Origin of the sequence: Coleofasciculus sp. E1-EBD-02 (assembly GCF_040218245.1) — a bacterium.
Lineage (GTDB): Bacteria > Cyanobacteriota > Cyanobacteriia > Cyanobacteriales > Coleofasciculaceae > Coleofasciculus.
Genome location: NZ_JAVJQN010000036.1, coordinates 56,275 through 80,995, shown reverse-complemented (window position 1 = coordinate 80,995; position 24,721 = coordinate 56,275). Strand labels below are relative to the sequence as shown.

The following is a 24,721-nucleotide window of genomic DNA, read 5'->3' as shown; positions in this document are numbered from 1 at the left end:
TTCCGGGGCGAATTTATGTCAGCCAGCCCGATTAAACAACTCCCTCTCCAACCTACCGATGATGTCGGAACAACTCTAGATGATCAGGCAATTCAGGAATGCTGCAACTGGTTAAGTTTTCACCGAGTTTGGGGAGAACTTAGCGACGCCGCCATTCAAGCCATGGCGCAAGCCTTCCAACCCTTGACAGTAGAACCGGATGGCGAAATCTATCGCCAAGGGTTAAAGCCAGTGGGTTTGTATCTGCTGAAATGGGGAACTGTGGAGATTTATCGCCATTCTCTGGTGGGTAGAACCCATATTACTTATCGCAATGCGGGAGAAACCTTTGGCTATGTACCATTAGTAGAAAACCAAGACACCGCCAGCTATCGTGCCGGCGCCGTCGCCCTGACGAAGAGTGAAATTTGGTTCCTCGGACAAGCCGAGTTTCGCACCCTCTGTCGCACCTATCCAGACTTTCAAGGGGCAATTAATACCCTATTGGCGCAAGACTTAGCCAACTTTGCGATGCGAATGGCAAAGGAACAGGCGAGAATTCAGGGGCTACAGCCCTATATTCAGCCCGTACCCAGGGGAGAAGAGATCATCGGTACGAGTAAAGCCACCAAAAAACTGCGATCGCAGATTCAACACGCCCAGGATGACCTAAAACCTGTCATTTTTCAAGCCCCAGCCGGGAGTGGGAAAACCTTTCTGGCTGGGTTAATTCATGCCGGATCAGCCCTGCAAAACCGTCAGTTTGCCGAAATTGACTGCGCTGAGTTACCCAAGACGGAAGCGGGTGCGGTGAATACTGATGCCTTATTTGGCAGACAGGGAGAACAATTGGGGGTGATTGAACTGCTTGAACGGGGAAGTTTACTGATTGATAACATCCATCTCTTAACTCCCCAAGAGCGCGATCGCTTAACTCACTTTATCAAAACAGGCAGCTTTACCCCCAATCCCAACCCCGAACATGGGGAATCTTCACCCCCATCCCTTGTCCAATCCTGGGTGCGCCTGATCCTCGCCAGTCCCCAAAAAATCACCCTGTCTGGGGTAGACATCCATTCCATCAAACTCTTTAGCCTCCCCCAACGCAAAGGAGATATTCCCGAATTTTCTCGCTATTTCCTCCAGAAATTCTGTCGCCAACGGCAGGAAATATTACAACTGGATCAAGCCAATTTTCGCCGTTTAATCAGTTATGACTATCCTGGAAATATTTCTGAACTCGAAGGAATTCTGCAACGTGCTGTCTTCATGACACCCGCCGGACAATCGGTGATTCCGGAACAAGTTCTCTGGTCTGTAGAATCAAATAAAAATGCTTTCCGTGTCGATTTACTCAACCAATTCCCGTGGTTACGTAAATTTCTCTTAAGTGACTGGTGGCCCCAACGGTTCTGGTTTATCGTGATGGCAATTTTTGTGCCAGTTACCGTGATGGGATATATCGGGCCACAAAGTCGAGATGCCAGCATCACCTTGAATTTTTTCTGGGCGTGGTGGTGGCCCCTCTACCTCTTTTTATTTGCCTTTGTCGGTCGTCTTTGGTGTGCAATATGTCCGTTTATGATTACAGGGGAATGGATTAGAAAAGTCTCCCTATGGATATTTCCGCGCCAACTCTTACCGTGGCCTACGAAATGGTTAAATAAGTGGGGGGCTTGGGTTTTATTTGCCGGATTTGTGGCGATTTATTTGTGGGAGAAACTCTGGGATTTACCTCATACGCCCTATTTGTCCTCTTGGTTATTAGTTACAATTGCTGCTGGTGCGGTAATTTGTAGTGTCATTTATGAACGCCGTCTCTGGTGTCGCTATCTCTGTCCCATTGGTGGAATGAATGGGATGTTTGCCAAACTTTCTATGATTGAAGTGCGGTCAGTGCAGCAAGTTTGTGGCAGTCAATGCAGTACGTTTGGTTGTTACAAAGGTAGTGAGGCGACACCTGTTAATTTTAGTAATCCCTTACCCAATGAAGGACAAGCCACGGGAGGATGTCCTCTCTATTCCCATCCGGCTCAATTACAGGATAATCGAGATTGTGTGTTGTGTATGACCTGTCTTAAGGCTTGTCCGAACCGTTCAGCGCAGTTCAATTTGCGATTTCCGGCGGCGGATTTATTGGAGAACCATCAAGGGTTTTGGGCAGAAGTGGCGTTGATGTTGCTCTTATTTGGCGGCGTCTTTATGCACTATTCGCACCGGATTCTGGGTTGGTTGGGTTTGGGGAATATACCCTTAGATTCTGAGCATTTGTTGACGGCGTTTCCGGTGGTGACGTTATTGCTGCTGATTCCCTTTGTCACTACCTATTTGACCCATCAAGTGGCGCGTCTATTGGATCGAGACATGCCGGATTATTTAAGTGTGGTTTATGCCTATCTGCCCATGGTGTTAGCGGCAAATTTAGCCTATTATGTGCCAGCAGGAATTACGGAAGCGGGTCAAATTCTGCCCGTTATTGCTCGTACTTTTGGCTATTCTGGGGCGAATTTATCGACGTTAACCTGGAGTATGGATGTGGCGAGTTTTTTACAGGGGGTAACGTTGCTTTCAATTTTAGTGTTCAGTATCTATCCGTTGTTAAAAATTACCCAACGTCCGTTCTGGAACAATTTGCCTCATTTGGTGCTGATGGCTGGTTTTACAGTGGTTTTCTTTCAATTAATGATGGGGTGAACTTCCGTGTTGGGTTAAGTAAAAACAGCGCAATGACGAACCAACTATCAACTATAATTGGTGAGCAATAAACTCTCAAGTAAAGACATGACTACAGTCTTGTCGAGGCGGAATTGAAAGCCGCCACAGCCCGAACCGCCGCTTTGATACAGCAACTGAACCCATGAATCCTTTCTATAGCAGTAGACAAATCGATTAGGACTTTCGGCACAATTGTTCCAGACGTTGCATGCAACGTCTCTACATCTTGGAAGAGTCGCGATCGCGTATTTAGAGTTCAACAACCCTAAGATTTTATCGTAAGTGAAATTGTACTCCCATCTGCCATCTATGAAAATTTACTCGAATATTACAGATGTTATCGGTAGCACCTCCCTGGTGCAACTTCAACGCCTTCCTCAACGTCACGGCTGCATCGCCACGATTGTTTTAAAACTGGAGGGGATGAATCCAGCAAAATCGATTAAAGACAGAATTGCGATTAGTATGATTGCAGAAGCGGAGGAGGCGGGATTGATTCAGCCAGGAGTTTCGACGATTATTGAGGCGACATCGGGGAATACGGGTATTGGTTTAGCCATGGTTTGTGCGGCTAAGGGATATCGTTTAATTTTAACTATGCCAGAAAATATGAGTCGTGAACGTCAGCAATTGGTGAAAGCCTACGGTGCAGAAGTGGTGCTAACACCTGCTAAAGCTGATATGGCTGGTGCGATCGCCCGGGCAAATGAGTTACTCGCGACTCTCCCAAATACGTTTTCCCCGCAACAATTTAGTAATCCCGCTAACCCGAAAATCCATTATCAAACCACGGGTTCAGAGATTTGGCAAGCGACGGCTGGACAAATTGATTATCTTGTGCTAGGTGTTGGCACAGGGGGAACACTCACTGGGGCGGGGCGCTATCTCAAACAACAAAAACCCCAACTGAAAATTGTGGCGATTGAACCAACAAAGAGTGCGGTTTTAAGTGGCAAACCTGCGGGAATCCACAATCTGCAAGGAATTGGTGCGGGGTTTGTTCCTGACGTGTTGCGGGTCAATTTGATTGACGAAATTATGCAGGTGAGTGAGGATCAAGCCTATCACATCGGGCGTCAGTTGGCGCAGGATGAAGGAATTCTCAGTGGCATTTCTACAGGGGCGGCGGTGTATGCTGGGTTACAGATCGGTTGTCGTCCCGAAAGTCGCGATCGCTTGATTGTGGTGATTCAACCCAGTGGTGGAGAACGGTATCTGAGTACATCAATGTTTGCCCACTAATCTGTCATACATTTAAATTGGGTATTAGTAGCGAGCAAGATGCTCAATATCGCGAGCAAGATGCTCACACTACGTCAAGGATTGCATCATTATTGACATTAAGGTTTAAATACCGAACAGCTTAATCTGGTGAGTTCAATCCGACTGGCATTTTTATTCAGGAAATATTTAATATCATGTCCAGTGGAATACTTACACTATCGGTGGAGACAAGACAGACTTCGTCGTGAGCGCGGCAACTGAGCCTGTCGAAGTTCAGTCGAACGCGGGCAGTGAGGGGTTCGGCAAGCTCACCAACCAGGCTCCAACGGAAGGAGAAAGGTTGCAAGGCACAAGGGAATAATGACTGTTTAGGCGGACATGATATTAGTCGAGGAAATCCTAGATCGCGTGACACCGGAACAACGACGCTTGTTGAAGCCTTATACACAAGGGTTAAAAAAGGTTTTCTGGGACTGTCGCGATCGCTTCCAGGGTGCGCCTGATGCGGAGGATATGTCCAGACGACCTAAAGTTGCATAGAGCTTGCCTGAATCAGCAATGTAGAGACGTAGCATGCTACGTCTCTACCCAGCATCAGTGTCTGTTGATGAAAAATATTAGGATTTTAAATAATAAAACCTTGTATCAATAACCAAATAAAATGTAACCTAGGTTCTAGTGATACAGAAGGAACCTCCCATGCACGAGCCTCTACCATCCTCGCCGCCGAACTGGTACGAAAAGGTTAAGCGGAATCACATTGTCCGGGCGCTGGAAACAATTCAAGACTTATTTATCATTTCCCTCTGTGTTGGCTTATTTGCTTTTATGGCGATTCAGCTACGAGAGATGTTTGTGGAGTTGCTACCGCCCTTAGATTTCCCGGGCGTGACGTCAGATATTCTGTTCTTGCTGATTTTGGTTGAGTTATTTCGACTACTAATTATTTACTTACAAGAACAACGAGTATCGATTGGCGTCGCGGTAGAAGTTTCGATTGTCTCTGTGCTGCGAGAAGTGATTGTGCGGGGAGTATTGGAAACCTCCTGGATTCAAATTTTAGCTGCCTGTGCGTTTTTAATCGTAATGGCAGCCTTACTAATTGTACGAGTTTACTTGCCGCCAACATTCGATGGAATTGACCCAGAGAAACAGTTGTCACTGCGATATAAAAAACAAACCCTTCCTCAGATGTCGGAGTCTCACGATAATCCATTAAGCCCTTATCCCAATACGGCTGTTGTGGCAAATAAAATGGGTCACTTCGATCCGATAACCAAGGGTGTCGCAGACTCGGTAACGAATACAACGGACAAGCAATTAAGGCTGTAGTTACCACAAAATGTTTACGCTAACCCTAACGTTGGGTGTCGTACCTCAACCCAACCGACCAAGGTAACTGTTTACTAATCTAAAACGTCAACATTAATTTCGTCCAACTGATTATCGATGACTACAATACCTGATATTAAACCCCGTGATGTCCAAGTCGCCGCCATTGAAGGAACGGATACAACTGTTTTGCGATCGCGGACGTGGGATAGACTCAAGTTTGAGGTAGAATATTCCCTGCAACGGGGTACAACCGCCAACTCCTATCTTATCCAAGCCGATAAAACAGCGCTGATTGATCCGCCAGGGGAATCCTTTACCGAAATCTTCCTGAATCAATTGCAGCAATGCCTAAATGTGCAGCAATTGGATTATGTAATGTTAGGTCACGTTAATCCCAACCGGATGGTGACACTAAAAGCTTTACTAGAATTAGCCCCACAAATTACCTTTGTTTGTTCTAAAGCTGGGGCGGTTGCGTTACAAAATGCCTTACGGGAACACCAATGCAATATTTGGGTACCCAAAGGCGAGGAAACCTTAGACTTAGGTCAAAATCATCAGCTACAATTCATCCCCATCCCCACACCTCGTTGGCCCGATGGACAATGTACCTACGATCCCCAAAGCCGTATTCTATTTACAGATAAACTCTTCGGCGCCCATGTCTGCGGCGATGAACTCTTCGATGAAAACTGGAAACGCCTAGACGAAGACCGACGCTACTATTATGATTGTCTCCATGCTGCCCAAGCACGACAGGTGGACGTCGCCCTGAACAAACTAGCCACGTTCTCGGCTAAAATGTACGCGCCAGGTCATGGTCCGATTGTCCGCTATAGCCTCAGTCGATTCCTCCATGACTATCGCCAATGGGGTCAGCAGCAGACTGAACAGGACTTGACAATAGCATTAATTTATGCATCCGCTTATGGAAATACTGCCACATTAGCCCAAGCGATCGCCAGAGGAATCACCAAAACTGGTGCAGCCGTCGAATCAATTAACTGTGAATTTGCCGAACCTGGGGAGATTGAAGCCGCGATTCAACGTTGTGATGGCTTTTTAATTGGTTCCCCTACCCTGGGCGGGCATACCCCCACTCAAGTGCAAACGGCGTTAGGGATTGTCCTCTCCAATGCCGCGAAAACCAAACTAGCTGGGGTGTTTGGTTCCTATGGCTGGAGTGGCGAAGCCGTTGATGAAATTGAAAGCAAACTCTTAGATGCCGGGTATCGCTTAGGGTTTGAATCGATTCGGGTTAAATTTAAACCTGACGATGAGACAATTCAATATTGTAAAGAAGTCGGCATAGATTTTGCCCAGGCGCTGAAAAAATCCAAGAAATTCCGCGCCCCCAAACAAGCCGTCAGCAGCGCCCAAATTGACCGAACGGCGCAGGCGGTGGGACGAATTGTCGGGTCATTATGTGTTGTTGCGGCGCAGCGTGGTAATGTTCGTAGTGGGATGTTAGCCTCTTGGGTCACGCAAGCCTCATTCAATCCGCCAGGAATTACTGTTGCTATTGCCAAAGATCGGGCAGTGGAGTCTCTGACGCATACAGGAGATAGTTTTGTCCTGAATATCTTAAAAGAAGGGATGAATGTAAGGCGACACTTTTTACAATCCTTTGCGCCAGGGGACGATCGATTTGCGGGGTTAGAGACGGAAACAGCGGAAAATGGTTGTCCGATTATCAAAGATGCCCTGGCTTATTTAGAATGTACAGTGCAGAGTCGGATGGACTGCGGCGATCACTGGTTAGTCTATGCTGTTGTTGATAATGGTAAAGTATTGCAATCAACCGGGATGACGGCTGTACATCACCGTAAATCGGGGAATCATTATTGATTGTCATTTGTCATTTGTCATTTGTCATTTGTCATTCGTCATTTGTCATTTGTCATTTGTCATTTGTCATTCGTCATTCGTCATTGGCATTATTGGACTCCGTTGGGGCGGGTTTAGTAACATCAGGGTGAAAATCAAATGTTAATAGTAAAACCCGCCCCTACAATAGACGTTTCACCGGAACATTTCTACAATTTCTCCCCCATCTCCCCTATCTCCCTGTTCCCTGTTTCCATGGAAAACAAAGCCGTTCAGCGATTTGGGCAATCAACATCAGGCAAAATTGGTCTGGGAATCACGCTTACTATAATCATATTGGCGCTGTTGGCACCGATTCTCAATCCTTATAACCCGGCAACCGATCGCAATTATACCGCCCGGTTACAACCCCCCAGCTTGGATTATTGGTTTGGCACCGATGGTTTAGGACGAGATATTCTTGACCTGGTATGGTATGGGTTACGCACGTCTTTGTTTATCGGTTTAGTTTCCGTGGGATTAGGGCTAATCGTGGGAGTCGTGTTAGGGTTAATCGCGGGTTATTTTCGAGGCGGATTAGAAACCGTGATTGGCTGGTTAACCGATATCCTGTTAGCCTTTCCCTCAATTCTACTCGCGATCGCGATCGTTACGGTAACCGGTCCAAGTATCTCCAGTGTGATGATTGCTGTGGGTGTGGTGCAAGTCCCCATTTTCATCCGTTTGACTCGTTCTATGGTGCTATCCTTGCGAGAACAAGACTTTGTGCAAACCGTGCGATCGTTTGGTGCTACGCCGGGACGGATTATTGTTTATCATATCTTACCCGCTAGCTTGAGTCCTTTAGTCGTGCAAGGGACACTTTCCATTGGTACGGCTACCTTAGAAGCAGCAGGGTTAGGCTTTTTAGGGTTAGGCGCACAACCTCCCACACCGGAATTAGGAACGATGCTATCCGATGCATTTAAGGGCGGCTATTCCCTATCGTCTCCCTGGACTATATTATTTCCTGGTTTGTTTATTACCCTAACTGTTTTAGCCTTTAATTTACTCGGAGATGGTTTAAGAGACGCTTTAGATCCCCATAGTTAGGTAGAAGGGTAGGGGCACGGCATTGCCGTGCCCTATTCTAGCAGTAGACTGAACCGAATCTGATATTACACAAGCGTTGGAACCGTCAGCAGTTCAGCTTGAGGCATTTCAATCAGAGATTCAACAGTTTCATTCGTGAAAGGATCTCCGATACCGATGCTGTTTGTCAGATTAATCGGCGTCACTTCACTAGCAGTAACCGAGTCTGATACATCTTGATAACTAGCTAAAGTCAGTTGTTCAGTTGCAGGATCAAAACTCTCCTGACTGCCATTGTCTTCAGTTAGAAGCAGATGCGAATGTCCATCATTGTCGAAAGCATCAACACCTGTAGTCCCTAAAAGTTCGTCACCTCCCGACGCAACCGTTGTCAAAGAACTAGCCGTATTCTGCATCATTTCATTGACTGAAAAATCACTGGACTTAGCCGCATAAAGCTGACTTTGAGGGATAATCTCCTCCGATTGACTCGCACTCGACCAAGCCAGTTGTGCTACCGATTTTCCTCGGTTTTCATAGTACTCCATGCGAATTTCGTACTGTTGTCCCGCCTCTAGGTCAATTGTGCCACGATTATCGGTAACCCCATGGTCTGTCCAATTATCAACCAGTAGCTGGTCATTTACCCACAATCGCACCCCATCATCCGAAGAAGTTTTGAACTGATAGGTTTCGGAATACAGCGGTTCCACAAACCCCGTCCAGCGTACCGAGTAAGTATTGGAATCTATCGCCGCATCCGGTGAACCTGAACCCCAGTTAAAGTCCACAGTTTCATCCGTGCGAGTTAGCGCTAAGTCAGTGAAATCGCGGTTATTGTAATATTCAGCAGTTAAACCTGTACCGTTACCACTCACATCTGGACTGAGCGTATCAACAGCAGGGGAATCAAGCTGAGATTCCGGAATAATCTCTTTACTTTGACTCTCACTAGACCACAACAATTGTGCCACTGATTTGCCAAAGTTTTCGTAGTAGTCCATGCGGATGTCATACTGCTGACCCGCTTGCAGGTCAATTGTGCCACTATTTTCTGTAGCCGCATGATTTGTCCAATTGTCAATCAGTAGTTGGTCATCCACCCACAGGCGTACACCATCATCCGAGTTGGTGAAGAATTCGTAGGTTTCTGAATGGAGGGGGGCGACTGAACCCGTCCAGCGTACCGAGTAAGTATTGGAATCTATCGCCGCATCCGGTGAACCTGAACCCCAGTTAAAGTCCACAGTTTCATCCGTGCGAGTTAGGGCTAAGTCGGTAAAATCGCGGTTATTGTAGTATTCAGCAGTTAAACCTGTACCGTTACCACTAACCTCTGTACTCGTTGTATCAACAGCAGGGGAATAAAGCTGAAATTCCGGAATAATCTCCTTACTTTGACTGTTACTACTAACCTCTGTACTCGTTGTATCAACAGCAGGAGAATAAAGCTGAGATTCCGGAATAATCTCTTTACTTTGACTCTCACTAGACCACAACAATTGTGCCACTGATTTGCCAAAGTTTTCGTAGTAATCCATGCGGATGTCATACTGTTGACCCGCTTGCAGGTCAATTGTGCCACTATTTTCTGTAGCGGCGTGATTTGTCCAATTGTCAATCAGTAGTTGGTCATCCACCCACAGGCGTACACCATCATCAGAATTGGTGAAGAATTCGTAGGTTTCTGAGTGGAGGGGTGCGACTGAACCCGTCCAGCGTACCGAGTAGGTATTGGAGTCTATCGCCGCATCCGGTGAACCCGAACCCCAGTTAAAGTCCACAGTTTCATCGGTGCGAGTTAGGGCTAAGTCGGTAAAATCGCGGTTATTGTAATATTCGGCAGTTAACCCTGTACCGTTACCATTGCTGGGAGGAGGGTTAATCGCCGGACTATCCAGAACCACATTATCAACAGCAATGAAATCACTATCGGAAGTATGCCGACTTGAATTAACGCTGAAAACAACAAATTGATGACCATCGCCAAAGTCTACATCCCACTCAAAGTTTGTCCAGTCAAAGGTAGAACCCCCAACTGTTTCTTCGAGTAACAGGGTTCGGTTCATCGGAATTGCTCCAACCTGGGCTGGTCCATCAGAACCAATCCCACCGTCAAATTCTCCCTCAACTCCCCAGAGGCGCACAGTAATCTCGTTGGCTCGGTCATCTCCTTCTGTATTCTTGATATCCAAGCTCAAGGTTTGCTGACCCCGACGCAGGCTGTTGTCCAGAAAAATTTGTCCTAATCCTGTCCCCCGCGAGTCTGCATTGAAAACCGCCGCACCCCCATCACCAATGTTGGAATTACGCGACCAACCCGTTCCTTGCCAACCTTGACCATTTCGTTTATGGTCAATACCCCAGTTCGGTCCAGCAAATTCACCAGAATCGCTGAAGTCGCTATCGAGAATGAGGTTTGGATAGGCGGTTGGGGATACCTGAATCTGTTGAGTTACCGTGGTGGTTGCGCCTTGGCTATCCCAAACCGTCAGGCTGACATTGGGAGAACCTGTTGGGTCAAATTGGTGATTGACGTGGCGACCGAATTCGTCAATAGTCCCATCATTATCAAAATCCCAACCGTAACTTGCGATCGCTTCATTCGTCTGTTCTAATTTATCCGGTGGGTCACTGTCGAAAGACGCACTGGCGTCAAACAAAACCACCCCTTGATTGCCAACCGATTCGTAGTTGAAGTCAGCTACCGGCGCTATATTAGTCGGCGACACGTCAAAGGTTGTGTTAATAACCTCGAAGTAATCGGGGAATGTTTCCGAATCACCAAAACTTTTCTGTTTGGATAGATTGTGAGTATTATTCGCCAAATAGCTGTCTTCGATGCGCGAACCCAGAAACGGCACACCCCCGTCCTTAGGACCTTCCCATGGCAGCTTCACCCCATGTTCAAACCCTTCGACACGGATATCTTTGAACAGAAGGTCTTGAGAAAGCGGATTCAGACCAATACCATACCCACGACCATTGCCATTTATACCTCTCTTGAAGGGAACTGGGTTATCGGGGTCACCTACAATTAACCCATCCACGAAATCAATCTGGCTGCTGTACTGAGTGAAGATGCCTTCACCATAGATATTCCAGAGTTTGAAATTATCCACTAATGAGCGAACATCATGGGCTTCTTTGAGACTCGGACCTTGGAAACCTAACTGACCATCATTATTCCGCATATGGTTCCAGAAGATTATCCCCATATCGGAGTTATAACTCTCGAAACCGGATAGGCGGCGCAGGGGTACGTTGGTGACATCGAGAGTGTCTGGGTCATTATCAAAGGACGCCTGAGACAGGATGGGTTGTTGTTCCGGTGACATATTCTCAACCGCAATCGTGTCAGCCTCTCTGACTCGAGAGATTCCATCCACGCCGCTAAAGACATTAATCCCACCGCCCGCAGCGCTAATGGCAATATTGTCTACCATTTCCACTTGGGCAGCCCCTTGCACCCAGTACCCCTCGCCGTTAAAGCCCATATCAAACAGGGGAACGCGGGCTTCATTATCAAAAGTGGCTTTGGGATTGTCATCGCCTGTAGTTTTGATGGTAATGTTATTGCGCCATGCACCGAGTTCATTTCCGGCTTCTGCGGCAATTCCAGACCCAACAACATCAAACACCACATTGTCTTCCAAGACGGCGTGGCTGTCATGATGCACCAGTCCCCACCCCGGACTACCAACAATGGCGTTACCTTTGACTAGAGAGGGTGTACTGTTGATATCTTCAGCCCCAGTACGATGCAGATGGAACGCATATCGCCCACGGGGATTTGTCCCAGAACCGGGCGAACCATCCACATTTTCTCCTGGGTCATCAATCAACCTATTTTTATCCGTCCGTCCCAAGTTGTAGAATCCAGCATTTTGTACCTCGACATCCGGGTTGTGCATGAACATCACATGACCCCGTTGCTGAGTGGGTAAGGTTTCAGCGTTTTCGGTCTCGAAGATAACGTTGCGACTGGTATTAGCGATGTAAAGGTTTAAGTCCTCGCCCTCAAATCCTTCGGGGCGATGGTGGTCAAATCGGAGTACAGTATTATCGCCAGAGGTAATGTCGTTGTTGGTAAATTGAATCCGGTTGCCGTTAATTTCGGTGATGGTTAAAACTTCATCTTGAAACCGACTGTTATCCTCATCCGAACCGTCGGGATTGTAGGATGTGCCGCCTAAGACTAATTGATCCCCAACTTGCCAGCCAGCAGGTGTAGTCATGCCATCGGGCAGATTTAACACCAGTTCATTATCACCGACTGAAGCGTCTGTTTGCAGCGATATAAAATCGAGTTTTTCTGCACCATGAATTCTAACTTGACCGTGAGTGACAACGCCGCGACTAATTAGTGTAGAGTCCCAATTGCTATCAATTTCTCCGTTGTCGGCAATGACAATTCTGGCTGTTTTGTTGGCTTGAATCGGGTTAGCTTCACTGCCAATTGTTAATGTACTTGTCGGTGATGCGATAAATGTGTCTACGATGATTTTGGTGTTGCGGTTGTGGGCGAATTCCAATGTTCCATCCACACGCACGGTTTTCAGAGGAGTGTCACTCTCGGCATCGTAGGTGACATGAACACCTTCAGCAATGACGACTTTAGCATCAGTTCCAGGAATCTGACCTTGCTGCCATGTATTGGGATCAAACCAAGACCCATCGTTTACAGCGACATGAGTTGCTGCTGAATGGGGAACTAAATCCAATAATTCTAGATGTTCGGCTTGCTTGTCTAGATGGTCTTGATGAGGAAGAGTTTCATTATTTTCCATGCTCATCATTGACGTATCGGCAGTCTCAGATAGGTTGGTGTCTAGTGGCATAACGTTTGAATTAATCGGTGTAGTCAGTTGGTTTCCAGAAAGCAGTCATCGTTCGATGGCTATTCGCGATCGCTGACCACAAGGATCGGCATACACACTGAAATCGACTATGACTCATCTAAACTTCACAATCGATTTGCTTATTTAAATTAATAACATTAATTTTTCTTGATTTTCGTAAAGTAAAACAATCTATACGTAATCTTTATACTACCGATAGACAATAATATAGATTCCTTTCATATTTGGGGTGTTTATTATCTTTGAGTCGCCCAAAAACGCAAATTATAGACTCTTATTGTGAAAAAAAGTGAAGACTAGCTGCTAGGAGGCATCCTTATTTTGGCAGAAACACTCTTTTCTGGTGAGATGGGTATCCTGCCCATCCTCCGGGGCAAGGGAGACGCCTACCCGAAAAAGGTAGATGGGTTAATGTATGCTACCGGACTCAACTAAGCCTATAACTATAGCGCTACGCGCTAGGCTTTCTTGCAATAGGCAATAGTGAAGAAAAACACTGACTCATCAAGGGCTTGAGCGATTTAAATTTTTCTTCTTTTGTCCTCACCTTAGAGCGTAGTGCTATAAGCTTTTATACATTAAAATGGAAAGCTCCATGGCATGATAGAATAGAAAAATATATTCAAAGACTATTTAATTGTAATTAAGGCGTTGAGTCCCCATAACTGAAAAGACTGGGGAATTTGTTGTGTAGAATCGAGAGGCACCGTCTATCGCTGGTGATCGTGCATCAGTTATTTATCGAGTCGGTCTATTGTATTAATCCTGACTGCCCCCGTCCTTATCCCCAATCTGGGGACTTTAAGTTTTGTAGCAGTTGTGGATCGATGCTGCGGCTACATAATCGCTACGTTCCTCTCCAGCGTTTGGGTTTAGGGGGATTTGCGGCGATTTATGCGGTTTGGGATCAGCAGGATCAAACGGAAAAAGTCTTGAAACTTTTGGTGGAAACCTCACCCAAGGCGTTGCAGCTATTTGAACAAGAGGCAGCCGTATTGCAACGTCTGAACCATCCGGGTGTGCCTAAAGTGGAGTCTGATGCCTATTTTACTGTACGTCTGAGATCCTGCCAACAGGGTGTACTCCCTTGTCTGGTCATGGAAAAAATAAATGGTCAGACGCTGGAGGCGATCTTAAACCGTTACCCCCAGGGGTGTCCGGAGATGTTGATTATGAATTGGCTGTACCAAGCGGCTGATATTCTCCAGGAGTTACATGATTTGGGAATTATTCACCGGGATATTAAACCCTCGAACTTAATGGTGCGCGAGGAAACCGGTCAACTGGTGGCGATTGATTTTGGCGGCGCGAAACAAATTGGCGCGATCGCTATGGGGACAGAGAATCGTTCCACCCGCTTAATTTCTCCGGGTTATAGTCCCCCTGAACAGATTGCGGGGGATGTGGTGGGACCAAGGGCTGATTTTTATGCCTTAGGACGTACCATGATTCAATTACTCACAGGTCAAGATTTGGCGGATTTACAAGATCCAGCGACGGGTGAATTTCACTGGCGCGATCGCACCCAAGTCCGTCGGGGTTTAGCTAACTTACTCGATAGTATGATTCGCCTTGATCCCCAACAACGACCGACTAAAGCCGCCGAGATTCAACGTCGTTTGGTTGTCAGTTGCCGTTTTAACAGAAAATCGTCTTCTTCATCATCCTCATTATTATTGCAGGCACTGGCTAAAGCCGCAGGAACGGTAAAGGACATTTCTCTGCGAGTTCTGATTACCTGCGCTGAAATTATTGTTAGTTTAGTGCGCTGGGTGTGGCGAGTCTTTATCAGCATAGTTCTGGCTTGTTTAGATACCACCTGGGAAATGGTGATGGCGGGAATCGGTGCAGCCTTTGGCGCTTCTGCTGGATTTGCTTTGATTAACTGGACGATTGTAGGCGATCGCTTTGCGGCTTGGATGATCGGACAATGGAGTCTCATCGTTCCCGAAATTCAGATTATCCCCTGGCGGGAACTCCTGATGTTTGCTTGTGCGGGTATGGGAACAGCGTGGGGATTAACGGAGGCGGGAGGATTCGGTCAACAGAAACGGCGGATTATTGCTGGGATAACCGGGATTTTTGGGTATGGTGTGGGTTGGTTTATTTGGCAGGCGTCGATCTCCGCTTTGGCTAGGAAACAATTGACCGGATTGGGGGATTTTTTACAGGTATCGTTATCTTATGCGATCGCGGATCGCTTACTGGGTTTAGTCACAGCTATTGCAGTTATTCCCTTGGTGTTAGGATTAGGTTTGCCCAGTCATTACCTAGTTCATGCCGCCGTAGCCGCAGCGGGTACGGGTGTGATATTTTCCGGCTTAGTTCGGTTAAATATCTTACCGTTGGAGGTATTAGTTCATATCTTTTCCTTCTCTGATGGCAGTTGGTTAGATTTTATCAATACCATTAGTTTTTTTGGTTTACTCGGTATTACCATAGGATTTTGGTTAGGCGTAAGTTATTATCTGCTGGTTCCTGTGTTGCGCTGGTTGGGGTGGCGGTGAAAAGTACAAGCTAGCTTTCAGCCTCAGCCATGCTATCTTTCAACCATTGACGAAATTGTTTGACTAATTTGGTTTCTCCAATTGTGTTTCTTAAGGCTAAGAATCTAACCAGATTCTCAGCATTGAGTAAAGGTAAGGCGATACTTCGGTCTTGAGATAGGTATTCGCCGTTTTGCCAACTCAGGATGGTTAATATTTGTCCGTCGTAACGCCAGACTTCTGGTACTCCCAAGGCTGCATAAATCGACAGGCGATTGATTGAGCTACTGGTAATATCAATTTCTAGGGCTAAATCAGGAGGTGGAAATTGATTTAAGTCAATTTGAGCGACTCCTCGAACCAGCGCTTCATTCTGGATGTAGTAGCACTGATCGGGTTCTAATCCTCTGGCTAAATCTGCGCGATCGCAAGTACGTGAACCCAGGCTGCGAATTTCAATATCCAGTTCTTCAGTCGCTGCTTCAACCAACCGTCCCAGAAGTTTTTTGTAAGTTTCATGAGGATCTAAGGGCATTCTGATTTCTAACATCCCGCGATCATAGGTCAGACGGATAGCTGGTTCTTGTTCAAAATCCCTAATTAACGACTGATACGTTTGCCAGCTAATATTAGGTAAAACAACGCGATCTGGACTTTGAATCAGGGTGGCAGTCATCAAGAGTGTTCCTCGCTTTCATCAAGTTTAGCCAATGTTGGCGGTCACAAACTGAGCTTTTATAATGCAGAGCGTAACAGAGTCCAGCGAAGCATCTGGTGAGATTCTAGGCTAACGCCAAGCTTCGCTAACACTCCGCTATCGCTCCTTTCTCCAATGACAAACTCACTCCCGTGCGAAGTATACGTTTGAGCGCAACTCGGTATTACCCAATCACTCCTGTAGCCAACGGGCGGCATCTTTGGCATGATATGTCAGAATCAAGTCAGCGCCCGATCGCTTAAATCCGGTTAATGTTTCCATCACCACTTTCTGTTCATCAATCCAGCCATTCAGGGCGGCGGCTTTCACCATGGAATATTCACCCGATACATTGTACGCGGCAACGGGTAAATTTGTAGCTTCCTTCACCCGCCAGATAATATCCATATACGCTAACGCGGGCTTAATCATTAGCATATCTGCCCCTTCAGCAATATCCAGTTCTATTTCCTTGATGGCTTCCCGGCTATTAGCGGGGTCCATTTGATAGGTAGAGCGATCGCCAAATTGTGGTGGTGATTCGGCTGCATCCCGAAACGGACCATAATAGGCAGAGGCATACTTCGCCGCATAAGACAGAATCGGCGTATCTTGGAATCCAGCTTCATCTAATCCTGTGCGAATTGCTTGGACAAAGCCATCCATCATCCCGGATGGGGCAATAATATCCGCCCCAGCTTTGGCTTGAGAGACAGCAGTTTTCTTCAACAGTTCTAAGGTAGGATCATTGAGAACCCGTCCGCTTAAATCACCGACTTCCAGATACCCACAATGTCCATGACTGGTGTATTCACACAAACAGGTATCGGCAATAATCACTAATTCGGGTACGGCTTCTTTAACGGCTGTGGCGGCTTTCTGGACAATTCCACAATCATGCCATGCGCCCGTGGCTTCCACATCTTTGTTATCCGGGATACCGAATAAAATAATCGACGGAATCCCCAGATCGTAAACTTCCTTTGCCTCTGCCACGATTTTATCCACCGATAACTGGTAGACTCCCGGCATAGATTTGACCTCTTGAGCGATTCCCTCACCGGGTACAGCAAACAAAGGGTAGATGAGATCGCTGGTTGTGACCACATTTTCACGCACCATGCGACGCAACTGGGTGGTTTGGCGGAGACGGCGAGGACGATGAATGGGAAACATAGGTTAAGATTTGAAAAGACGGATTAACTGACAATTTTTAGACCAGAGAACTATTTTAGAACGAGACGTCCCCTCAGGATAGCCATCATCGCGATCGCGCCGTTCGTAGTGAGCGCTTTAGCGCTTGACGCATCAAACATTCCGTCTATCGCTCTCTCTCACCGAAAGGCATCGCCTTTACGGGCGCGACAGCTAGCAGTTTGGACGATCAACTCCATCAGGCGATCGCGTTTCTTCCAGCGCATTGCCCGCCGACTAGAATCCATCCCGTGTTCAGCAATCATATCTTTGAGTTGTTCAACCTCAAGGTGCTGTAACTGTTCGCGTAAGTGTTTCTCTCCTTTTTGGTGATAGAGTTCAACCGGATCAAAAACACTGGTACGTCGGCGAGTGCGGCGCTTTTTCGCGGGAGAAGGCTTTTTTGTCGATAAGATTTGAAATAAGGAATCAATCTCTTGGGCAAAGTCGGGATCATGTTGGTATTTGGTCAGAGTAGCTTGGGTATCGGGAAGTATTTCTTCCAGGAGTTTGATCAAGGCTGTAAGTTTGTCAAGGCTCATTCAATTTCTCCAAGTTCAACTGGAGTGAGACGGCTTATCTTTGATAATGTGACTCGCCGCCATTCTGATCTCTTTGGCTAAATTGAGATATTGTTCAAACTGACCCGCATATCCCCATTTTTGTCGCAAGGTTGAAAACTTATAGGGATGATTGAATTCAACGGTTTCAGCAATTTGTTGTTTGTGCGGAATTTGGGTTTCAAAGACACGGGCATCTTTACTGTATCGACGTAAATCCTTAATTACGCGATCGTGCAGAGTCATTCCGGCATTATATTTACAGATGACAATCCCTAAAGGAATAATGGGTTCAGCGATGGTTTCGGAAAACTCATGAATGGTTTTGGTGATTTGGGGAATTCCATAGGTTGAGAGAATATCCGGAATGGTGGGAATGATATAACCATGGGAAATTCGTAACCCATTGAGTGTCACAATACCTAAATTAGGTGGGCAATCGATGAGAATGTAATCATAGGGTTCAATCATGGCGCGAATTCCGCGCCGCAAAATGTTAATCGGACTGGCGGCATAAAAGCGTCCAGCGGGAATAGTCGCTAGCCTATCTTGCACATTGATTAGATCTAAACTAGACGGAAGCAAGTCTAAGCTGGTTAAGTCTTTAACATTAGAGACTTGCTTTTGCAACGTTTTCTGGAGATGAAACTTAGGATGTTCTGGCGCGATCGCATCCAGAAATAGTTGGGCTAAGGTGTGATGATTTTCATTGAGTTCCTCCCATCGTTCTTCGCCAATCAGCATTAATGTGGCATTGGTTTGCGGATCAAGGTCGATAACCAAAACTTTGCGATGGAATACCCCAGCCAGCATCTCAGCAACGGCGACGGTGGTTGTTGTTTTACCCACACCTCCCTTCAAGTTAATAAATGAAATTACAATTGCCACAAATCTACTCCAATCTCTAGATTGATTAGGGTGAACAGTTGTTGAATGAAGACTTGTCTTTGCCTAGAAGACTTGAGTAGGTTCATGGGTCGCGATCGCGTCACGTTTGGTAGTAGAGAATCAAGCGAAAGATTATTATTCGTCATTGGGAAGACACGTCCTGCCAATTTACACTAATTCTCAGGCTCACCCGATTACATTGGTAGGATCAAGGGATAGCCTGTTACTGCTGATAAGCGTATCGTATGGTAGTGCTAATCACCCTGCTACTCTCCAAGGTAACAAGCTCCGATAAGAGTACGCCATGGTTACAAGCCACCAGATAGCGGCAAACCCTGTTCCTGTCAGGGATAGGAGAAGAAAGGTTACCGTCAGAACCAATGTTGCGATCGCGCCCAATCTAATCCTCTCCTTACCTGTTATGGCTAACCCAACCAATTCAATGATCGGCGGCTTGCTAGGTACAGCCGTTGCACAGGCGTTGGTACTACCTGGTGTAGGGTGATCAAAACCTAGACAACGCCAGGTTTATCCAAATATTACCAGGCATCATTTTTTTTTAGTTAAGGAATAGTTCATTCGTGTAATTAAGTTATTTAAATAGCTATAATTTACCTCCATTTGCTGGATGGTAATAGAAAAACTTGATGAAAATTAGCAAAAAAAAGAGGAATTAATTAAGTGATTTTAACATTCAAGGATAATGATTTTCCGGAATATTTGCTGCCGATATTAGTTGTATTTAATTTGGGTGATGTCACGACCAAAGAATGTACTAGAGGTTTTTTCTACCTATGCTATAATATCTGAAATATTTTGGTGAAATCTCCACTATTTTATGAAATGTTAAACCGTCTCCGTTCTTTTTCAATTATCAGTTTAATCGCTTTTGTTTTAGCCACAGTTTTTATCAGCCTCATTTACCATCAAAAAGTTCATGGCGATTTGGTCGTGATGGGAGAGAGTAACAATGCGGCGTTAACCCAAGTGTTTGCTAATGCCTGGGGTTCAGATTTAGCTTTCTTGTTGCAATCAGCCGAAAAACTGAGTGATGAGCAATTGCTCTCGTCGGAGGAAATATCTAGACTTCATCACACCGTTATCAATGAGATAAAAGGTCTATCCGTGGTTAAAGTCAAACTTTTTGACCACCAAGGGCGCACCATTTTTTCTACGGAACCCTCTGAGATTGGCAAAATAACCAATAGCCAAGACTTTTTCATTGCACGTAACGGTCAAACCTTAACATTACATAATCAGCACCAAGAGTTTCAGACAATTAACGGAAAAATTACAGACCGCCAACTTTTTTCCAGCTACATTCCCATCCAATTTGAGAATGCCAGTAAGCCAATCACAGGTGTGTTTGAACTTTATACGGATGAGACTCCCTTAGTTCAGCGTATTCAACGCACCCAGAGGACAATTATATTAGCCACCGTTACCATTTTTACCTTACTTTATGGGGTTGTGTGGTTGATTGCCAGACAAGCCCATCTCCTTCTACCAAATCAGTACACCCAACTGTCATCGACCCAAGCCAACTTAGCTGAGTCCCATCAAGAACTACAACAGCGTGTCAACAAATTGCACCATCAAAACCGCGTGTTAATGGCACTGGCTAAAAACAAGGCATTGCATCAGGGAAACTTACAAGAAGCGTTCCAAGCCATCACAGAAGCAACCGCTCAAACCCTTCATATTGAACGGGTGAGTGTCTGGCTGTTTGACTCGAACCAAACTCAGCTTCAATGCTTTGATCTGTTTGAACTCAGTAGCCGCCAACATAGTGAAGGAACTGAACTGACAGCCGTTGATTATCCCAACTACTGCCGTTAGTGATCTGTTATTCTAGCCTTTTAAATCAAGTATTTATGAATTTGCTGGCTAATGCGATTGACGCTTTATCAGACGCCGCGACTCAAACGGATACCCCTCTCAAAGAGCCACAGATTGTGATTCGCACGCAAACTCAACCTATTCAATCTTTGAGTTCAACGGAAAAAGCGACTGATGGGGCAGTGATTCAGATTGGGGACAATGGTTCTGGTATAAGTCAAGATGTTCTTGAGCATATATTTGACCCATTTTTTACTACCAAGCCTGTGGGAAAAGGAACGGGATTAGGACTGTCAATTAGTTATAAGATTGTGGTGGAAAAACATGGCGGTCAACTCCGATGCGTTTCTCATCCAGGACAAGGAACTTCCTTTATTGTAGAGATTCCCCTGAATTCTAAACCTAGCCAGACTTAAACAACTATTCTAAATTTTTTGAACAAGCTTGTGACGTCGAGATTTAACGATTTCAGGAATATATCTATTCTTTTCATCTTGACCTTCAAAACCTAGCCGCTCATACACACTACCACCAATACCAGGTAGAACTATACCTTTATCATCTCGCGTGGAATCTTTAGCAAAGTAGAAAAACTCAAATTTACTGTAAATATCCTTGTTGAATTCACTCCTTAACTTTTCTTCTGCTGTTTTATAAATTACTGGTGCAGCAATAAGTATTTTTTCGGGTTCAATTTTTTGAATTAGATTAGTTAGATTTGTCCTCACGACACAAGCACCAGAGATAATGGACTTAATCACGATTAAATACTGAACGATATCATTATTAACAGGCTCTTGATACTTTTTGAGTATCGGAGCAACTTTTAACTCGTTTATCTCAAAGGGGGAAAATCTTTGATTCCAAAAACAAGCGAAGGCAAGTTTTGAAACTTTAGGTTCTAAACTCGTAAGAATTCCTTTGGCTAAAAAATCCGCATCTTCAACGGTACAGGCTAGATATACATTGCTTTGACTATTAATAGACTTTAAAATTGAATTGCCAAGTTTTACACCTAGCTTAAACATCACTGAGCGATAGGCTTCAGGAGATGTGTTTTTATCTCCTAATTTATCGAGAAATTTTTTCGTTTCCGTATCGGCTAATTCTGTATAGTATCTTGAGTTTATTTTGGTTATAAATTCCATGCCAATCATCTCCTAGTTTGTATGATCAAAAGTAAATAATTATATAATTTTTACGTCCCTCTAAATATTCACTCTAAAAATTAAATTTTTTAAAAATAAATTTCAAGTTCATCGAATATCCTTGGTTGATTTTGCTTGACTCGTTCTTGAAAGCGTCTAAAGTTTTCAGTTTCTATACTGTATGGCAAAGTTCCTTCTTCCAATCCATTCGCAAATTGCCATTGCAAAAAACCTTTAGATATGCTGTACGTAAACCCTTGTATTTTAGCAAGAATTTTTTTTACCTCTGGATCGATTTGCACATCTTGGCTACCAAAGTAACGAATATAAGAAGGTTGCGATTGTCGAGATTTTTCCAAGATTTCCCTAAGAGAGACATTAGATTTATCGCTGGAAAGCCAAGCGCCTAGAATCACACTAGCTACACATTCAATTTTATCGGGTTCAGGATTGTCAAAAGCGCAAAGATATGCCACAGCTTGGCTAAACTCCTGTTCTTCTTGAAGAACTTTTGGTAAGCTAGCGGCAAAGTAAAAGTAATCAACTTTACTAAACTCAGCAATTTGCTGAGGTATTTGATTTGCCAACTTGTCTCTGAGTTGGGAATTGGAAACAACTAACGTCATTTCTGATTGCTTTGATACAGCTTGATTTAAGTTGTATTGTTTAGCAAAATCGTCAGCAATTGAGCGTAGTCCACTTCCCCATCTTAAACTTGCAGTATTTTTCAACTGGTAGTGCTGATAAATATTTTCCTGGATGTCGTTAATAATTAAGTCATCAACAAATGCCATGATTTGACTGGCAAAGAATATTTCTTTCTCATTTTCTAATACATCTTTGGACAAAGCCGATATTTTATATAAGGCAAATAAATTCTCATAAGTATTACCTTTTTCGTTGACTATTCCCCCTTTGTTTTTGTTTTTTAGATAATCGAGAACTTGCTTTCCAAATAACTCTTGAATTTGCTCTTGTTGGTACACTTCGTCTTCACCGTCATCTTAAATAAACCAAGTCACCGTCATCTTAAATAAACCAAGCGCTGCACTAGGTTTTAGACGCCACAGATTATTGCTTGAATCTCTTGGGCGGTAACTGGGGCAAGGAGAACACCGTTGCGATAGTGACCCGTTGCCAGCAAGACATTATCATAACCTGATAGTTTACCAATAACCGGAGCGGGCTGTCCTTCTGGACGAGGACGTTTCCCAAACCAAGTACGAACCACTGTGGCTTCGGCTAAAGCCGGACAAAAGGCGATCGCATCTTCCTTAACCTGTTCAAGTAACGCAGGTTCGGCAACCACTTCAGCACCATGAGGAAACTCCACCGTCGCCCCTACCCAATAATCACCGTCACCAATTGGCACAATATGCACATCATTTCCTGTAATCACAGGCTGGAAATCTGGATGACCAATTGTATTCCCTAGGCGTAATTGTAAAGCTTGACCGAGAACGGGTTTCAGCTTAATCGAAGACGAATGATCAAGTGGGGGTAGTAGAAAATGAACCAATTGTGCCGAACCTAATCCCGCCGCAATTACCAGCCAATCCACTGCCAAGGTTTCTGTCTGGGTGTAAATTTGCTGACAAATTCGCTGATTGGAACCATTAACAGGCATGGATTCTATTCCTTCCACACCAACGCCAAACTTAAACGTTACGCCCCTCTTTTCGGCAGCAGCGACTAGGGCGTGAGTAAGGGCGGTGGGTTCAACTTGTCGGTCATTGGGAGAATAAATCGCACCGATACTATTCTCCAGATTAAGCTGAGGACAGTGGGATTGAACCTGATCAGTATTCCAAATTTCTAGTTGCCATCCTTGGGATTGGCGAATTTTGACTAAATTCTGCCAACGGGCTAAATCGTCGTTTTCAAACGCCAGCATTAGAATGCCTTGACGGTTAAAGGGAATGTGATGCCCAGTCAACGTTTCCAATTCCGGAATCAGGGTTTCATAGCGTTGCATACTCGCTTGACGCAACTGCCATGTTCTCCCCTTAACCTTTTGACTAATTACACCCATCAAGACACCCAATGCTGCCCCCGTTGACCCTTGGGCGGGGGGTTGGCGATCCAGCACAGTCACCTGTAACCCCGAAACGCCACTCAGTTGGTAGGCGATCGCGGCACCAACAATTCCACACCCAATGATGGCAACATGAGTCATTCAGGCAACTCCAGCTACATTACTGGCATCCGGAATCAGCTTTAAGAACCGATCAAAGTCGATTAACGCCTCTTGATAATTGTTGGCAGCAAGTTGATAGTTGCGGTTTTCAGCAGCAGTGTTGATTTGCTGCAAATGTTCAAACAAGTCGTCTGCCGCTTTACTGGCTACCTTTTGGTCTTGGGGCACCAATTGGCGTGTCAGATAACTCATGGTTCGCCGCAAGCTGCCCAATGGACCATGAATATAAGTGCTGACATCGACCCAATCACGGTTATCAATTTTCGTTTTCAGAACTGGCATTTTTTCGCGCAGTTCCGAAAGGTTAGACACCGTGCGCTGAATCTGCTCAACCTGCTGAGATGTGTAAGCTGGGGGCGGTGCAGTTGCCGCAGGACTCCCGCAGCTTACTAAACAGGTGGTCACCAGCGCCAGTATCAACGCCAGAATGGAGCGATAACTTCTCATCAGCATGAGTTTCCTCGTATACAATCCTTGATCTTGATATAGACAAACAAATACATTGGGTTATAGCTCAACCCAAACGCTAATTCAGCCTAACTAGACGTATTATAGGGGGTGTTGCCAATCTGAAGGGGTGACAAGCTAAGTTAAAGGCACCAATAACATCTCCCCGATTTGGGACTGGACAATTCCCAAAAATTGAGTATACTTAGGTTGTGTGTGTGAGGAAAAGGAAAAGGCGCTTGGGGTCGAAAC

At 45.3% G+C, this 24,721-nt stretch carries 20 protein-coding genes; 10 read left to right on the top strand and 10 right to left on the bottom strand.

Going from position 1 to position 24,721, the window contains the following annotated elements; all coding sequences use genetic code 11:
• The first annotated feature begins 15 nt into the window (after positions 1-15).
• The 6 genes from RIC07_RS06320 to RIC07_RS06295 all read left to right on the top strand — a co-directional run bounded on the left by RIC07_RS06320 (position 16) and on the right by RIC07_RS06295 (position 8,172).
• A complete protein-coding gene (locus tag RIC07_RS06320) occupies positions 16-2,673 on the top strand; it encodes a cyclic nucleotide-binding domain-containing protein (RefSeq protein WP_446393777.1) in 2,658 nt (885 codons plus the stop codon).
• Positions 2,674-3,003: 330 nt separating this feature from the next.
• The gene (cysK, locus tag RIC07_RS06315; protein ID WP_446393776.1) at positions 3,004-3,936 is read left to right on the top strand and encodes a cysteine synthase A; all 933 of its coding nucleotides are present in this window, start codon (positions 3,004-3,006) and stop codon (positions 3,934-3,936) included.
• A 360-nt stretch (positions 3,937-4,296) separates the two neighbouring features.
• The gene (locus RIC07_RS06310) at positions 4,297-4,458 is read left to right on the top strand and encodes a hypothetical protein (protein WP_446393775.1); all 162 of its coding nucleotides are present in this window, start codon (positions 4,297-4,299) and stop codon (positions 4,456-4,458) included.
• A gap of 159 nt (positions 4,459-4,617) precedes the next feature.
• Positions 4,618-5,250 carry a phosphate-starvation-inducible PsiE family protein gene (locus RIC07_RS06305; RefSeq protein ID WP_446371913.1) on the top strand — a complete coding sequence of 211 codons (633 nt, stop codon included), beginning with the start codon at positions 4,618-4,620 and terminating at the stop codon, positions 5,248-5,250.
• Between the two features lie 117 nt (positions 5,251-5,367).
• Entirely contained in the window at positions 5,368-7,101 is a 1,734-nt protein-coding gene (locus RIC07_RS06300; protein ID WP_446393774.1) for a diflavin flavoprotein, read from the top strand.
• A gap of 234 nt (positions 7,102-7,335) precedes the next feature.
• Positions 7,336-8,172: an ABC transporter permease gene (locus tag RIC07_RS06295; protein ID WP_446393791.1), complete on the top strand. Its 837-nt coding sequence runs from the start codon at positions 7,336-7,338 to the stop codon at positions 8,170-8,172.
• A gap of 65 nt (positions 8,173-8,237) precedes the next feature.
• Here the strand turns inward: RIC07_RS06295 and RIC07_RS06290 are convergent, their stop codons facing one another.
• Positions 8,238-12,992 carry a PA14 domain-containing protein gene (locus tag RIC07_RS06290; RefSeq protein ID WP_446393773.1) on the bottom strand — a complete coding sequence of 1,585 codons (4,755 nt, stop codon included), beginning with the start codon at positions 12,990-12,992 and terminating at the stop codon, positions 8,238-8,240.
• A 740-nt stretch (positions 12,993-13,732) separates the two neighbouring features.
• On the opposite strand from RIC07_RS06290, the gene RIC07_RS06285 reads away from it, so the two are divergent.
• Positions 13,733-15,520 carry a serine/threonine protein kinase gene (locus RIC07_RS06285; protein ID WP_446393772.1) on the top strand — a complete coding sequence of 596 codons (1,788 nt, stop codon included), beginning with the start codon at positions 13,733-13,735 and terminating at the stop codon, positions 15,518-15,520.
• Between the two features lie 10 nt (positions 15,521-15,530).
• Here RIC07_RS06285 and RIC07_RS06280 read toward each other — a convergent pair whose 3' ends face one another.
• The 5 genes from RIC07_RS06280 to RIC07_RS06260 form a co-directional block, all read right to left on the bottom strand.
• A complete protein-coding gene (locus RIC07_RS06280; protein WP_446393771.1) occupies positions 15,531-16,175 on the bottom strand; it encodes a Uma2 family endonuclease in 645 nt (214 codons plus the stop codon).
• Positions 16,176-16,388: 213 nt separating this feature from the next.
• Positions 16,389-17,372 carry a porphobilinogen synthase gene (gene hemB / locus RIC07_RS06275; RefSeq protein ID WP_446393770.1) on the bottom strand — a complete coding sequence of 328 codons (984 nt, stop codon included), beginning with the start codon at positions 17,370-17,372 and terminating at the stop codon, positions 16,389-16,391.
• Between the two features lie 158 nt (positions 17,373-17,530).
• Positions 17,531-17,932, bottom strand: coding sequence for a hypothetical protein (locus RIC07_RS06270; protein WP_446393769.1), 402 nt, complete (start codon positions 17,930-17,932; stop codon positions 17,531-17,533).
• 15 nt (positions 17,933-17,947) lie between these two features.
• On the bottom strand, positions 17,948-18,838 hold the full coding sequence (locus RIC07_RS06265; RefSeq protein ID WP_446393768.1) for a ParA family protein: 891 nt from the start codon (positions 18,836-18,838) through the stop codon (positions 17,948-17,950).
• Positions 18,826-18,984: a hypothetical protein gene (locus RIC07_RS06260; RefSeq protein WP_446393767.1), complete on the bottom strand. Its 159-nt coding sequence runs from the start codon at positions 18,982-18,984 to the stop codon at positions 18,826-18,828. The genes RIC07_RS06265 and RIC07_RS06260 overlap by 13 nt, the downstream gene beginning before the upstream one ends.
• Before the next feature lie 158 nt (positions 18,985-19,142).
• On the opposite strand from RIC07_RS06260, the gene RIC07_RS06255 reads away from it, so the two are divergent.
• The 3 genes from RIC07_RS06255 (at position 19,143) to RIC07_RS06245 (ending at position 21,093) form a co-directional block, all read left to right on the top strand.
• Complete coding sequence (locus tag RIC07_RS06255) at positions 19,143-19,343, top strand: hypothetical protein (protein WP_446393766.1); 201 nt, start codon at positions 19,143-19,145, stop codon at positions 19,341-19,343.
• Between the two features lie 311 nt (positions 19,344-19,654).
• On the top strand, positions 19,655-20,677 hold the full coding sequence (locus RIC07_RS06250; protein WP_446393765.1) for a hypothetical protein: 1,023 nt from the start codon (positions 19,655-19,657) through the stop codon (positions 20,675-20,677).
• Positions 20,678-20,712: 35 nt separating this feature from the next.
• Positions 20,713-21,093 (top strand): sensor histidine kinase, encoded by a 381-nt coding sequence (locus tag RIC07_RS06245; protein ID WP_446393764.1) that lies wholly within the window; start codon positions 20,713-20,715, stop codon positions 21,091-21,093.
• 9 nt (positions 21,094-21,102) lie between these two features.
• Here RIC07_RS06245 and RIC07_RS06240 read toward each other — a convergent pair whose 3' ends face one another.
• The 4 genes from RIC07_RS06240 to psbQ form a co-directional block, all read right to left on the bottom strand.
• Positions 21,103-21,825, bottom strand: a complete 723-nt coding sequence (locus RIC07_RS06240) for a hypothetical protein (protein WP_446393763.1) — start codon at positions 21,823-21,825, stop codon at positions 21,103-21,105.
• Between the two features lie 89 nt (positions 21,826-21,914).
• Complete coding sequence (locus RIC07_RS06235; RefSeq protein ID WP_446393762.1) at positions 21,915-22,811, bottom strand: hypothetical protein; 897 nt, start codon at positions 22,809-22,811, stop codon at positions 21,915-21,917.
• Between the two features lie 71 nt (positions 22,812-22,882).
• Complete coding sequence (locus tag RIC07_RS06230) at positions 22,883-24,001, bottom strand: NAD(P)/FAD-dependent oxidoreductase (RefSeq protein WP_446393761.1); 1,119 nt, start codon at positions 23,999-24,001, stop codon at positions 22,883-22,885.
• A complete protein-coding gene (gene psbQ / locus RIC07_RS06225; protein WP_446393760.1) occupies positions 24,002-24,475 on the bottom strand; it encodes a photosystem II protein PsbQ in 474 nt (157 codons plus the stop codon).
• Between the last annotated feature and the right edge of the window lie 246 nt (positions 24,476-24,721).

What these genes read in the sequence shown, in the direction of transcription:
- RIC07_RS06320 (WP_446393777.1), top strand. Translation starts at nt 16, where the DNA reads ATGTCAGCCAGCCCGATTAAACAACTCCCTCTCCAACCTACCGATGAT.
- cysK (WP_446393776.1), top strand. Translation starts at nt 3,004, where the DNA reads ATGAAAATTTACTCGAATATTACAGATGTTATCGGTAGCACCTCCCTG.
- RIC07_RS06310 (WP_446393775.1), top strand. Translation starts at nt 4,297, where the DNA reads ATGATATTAGTCGAGGAAATCCTAGATCGCGTGACACCGGAACAACGA.
- RIC07_RS06305 (WP_446371913.1), top strand. Translation starts at nt 4,618, where the DNA reads ATGCACGAGCCTCTACCATCCTCGCCGCCGAACTGGTACGAAAAGGTT.
- RIC07_RS06300 (WP_446393774.1), top strand. Translation starts at nt 5,368, where the DNA reads ATGACTACAATACCTGATATTAAACCCCGTGATGTCCAAGTCGCCGCC.
- RIC07_RS06295 (WP_446393791.1), top strand. Translation starts at nt 7,336, where the DNA reads ATGGAAAACAAAGCCGTTCAGCGATTTGGGCAATCAACATCAGGCAAA.
- RIC07_RS06290 (WP_446393773.1), bottom strand. Translation starts at nt 12,992, where the DNA reads ATGCCACTAGACACCAACCTATCTGAGACTGCCGATACGTCAATGATG.
- RIC07_RS06280 (WP_446393771.1), bottom strand. Translation starts at nt 16,175, where the DNA reads ATGACTGCCACCCTGATTCAAAGTCCAGATCGCGTTGTTTTACCTAAT.
- hemB (WP_446393770.1), bottom strand. Translation starts at nt 17,372, where the DNA reads ATGTTTCCCATTCATCGTCCTCGCCGTCTCCGCCAAACCACCCAGTTG.
- RIC07_RS06270 (WP_446393769.1), bottom strand. Translation starts at nt 17,932, where the DNA reads ATGAGCCTTGACAAACTTACAGCCTTGATCAAACTCCTGGAAGAAATA.
- RIC07_RS06260 (WP_446393767.1), bottom strand. Translation starts at nt 18,984, where the DNA reads ATGACGAATAATAATCTTTCGCTTGATTCTCTACTACCAAACGTGACG.
- RIC07_RS06255 (WP_446393766.1), top strand. Translation starts at nt 19,143, where the DNA reads ATGGTTACAAGCCACCAGATAGCGGCAAACCCTGTTCCTGTCAGGGAT.
- RIC07_RS06245 (WP_446393764.1), top strand. Translation starts at nt 20,713, where the DNA reads ATGAATTTGCTGGCTAATGCGATTGACGCTTTATCAGACGCCGCGACT.
- RIC07_RS06240 (WP_446393763.1), bottom strand. Translation starts at nt 21,825, where the DNA reads ATGGAATTTATAACCAAAATAAACTCAAGATACTATACAGAATTAGCC.
- RIC07_RS06230 (WP_446393761.1), bottom strand. Translation starts at nt 24,001, where the DNA reads ATGACTCATGTTGCCATCATTGGGTGTGGAATTGTTGGTGCCGCGATC.
- psbQ (WP_446393760.1), bottom strand. Translation starts at nt 24,475, where the DNA reads ATGCTGATGAGAAGTTATCGCTCCATTCTGGCGTTGATACTGGCGCTG.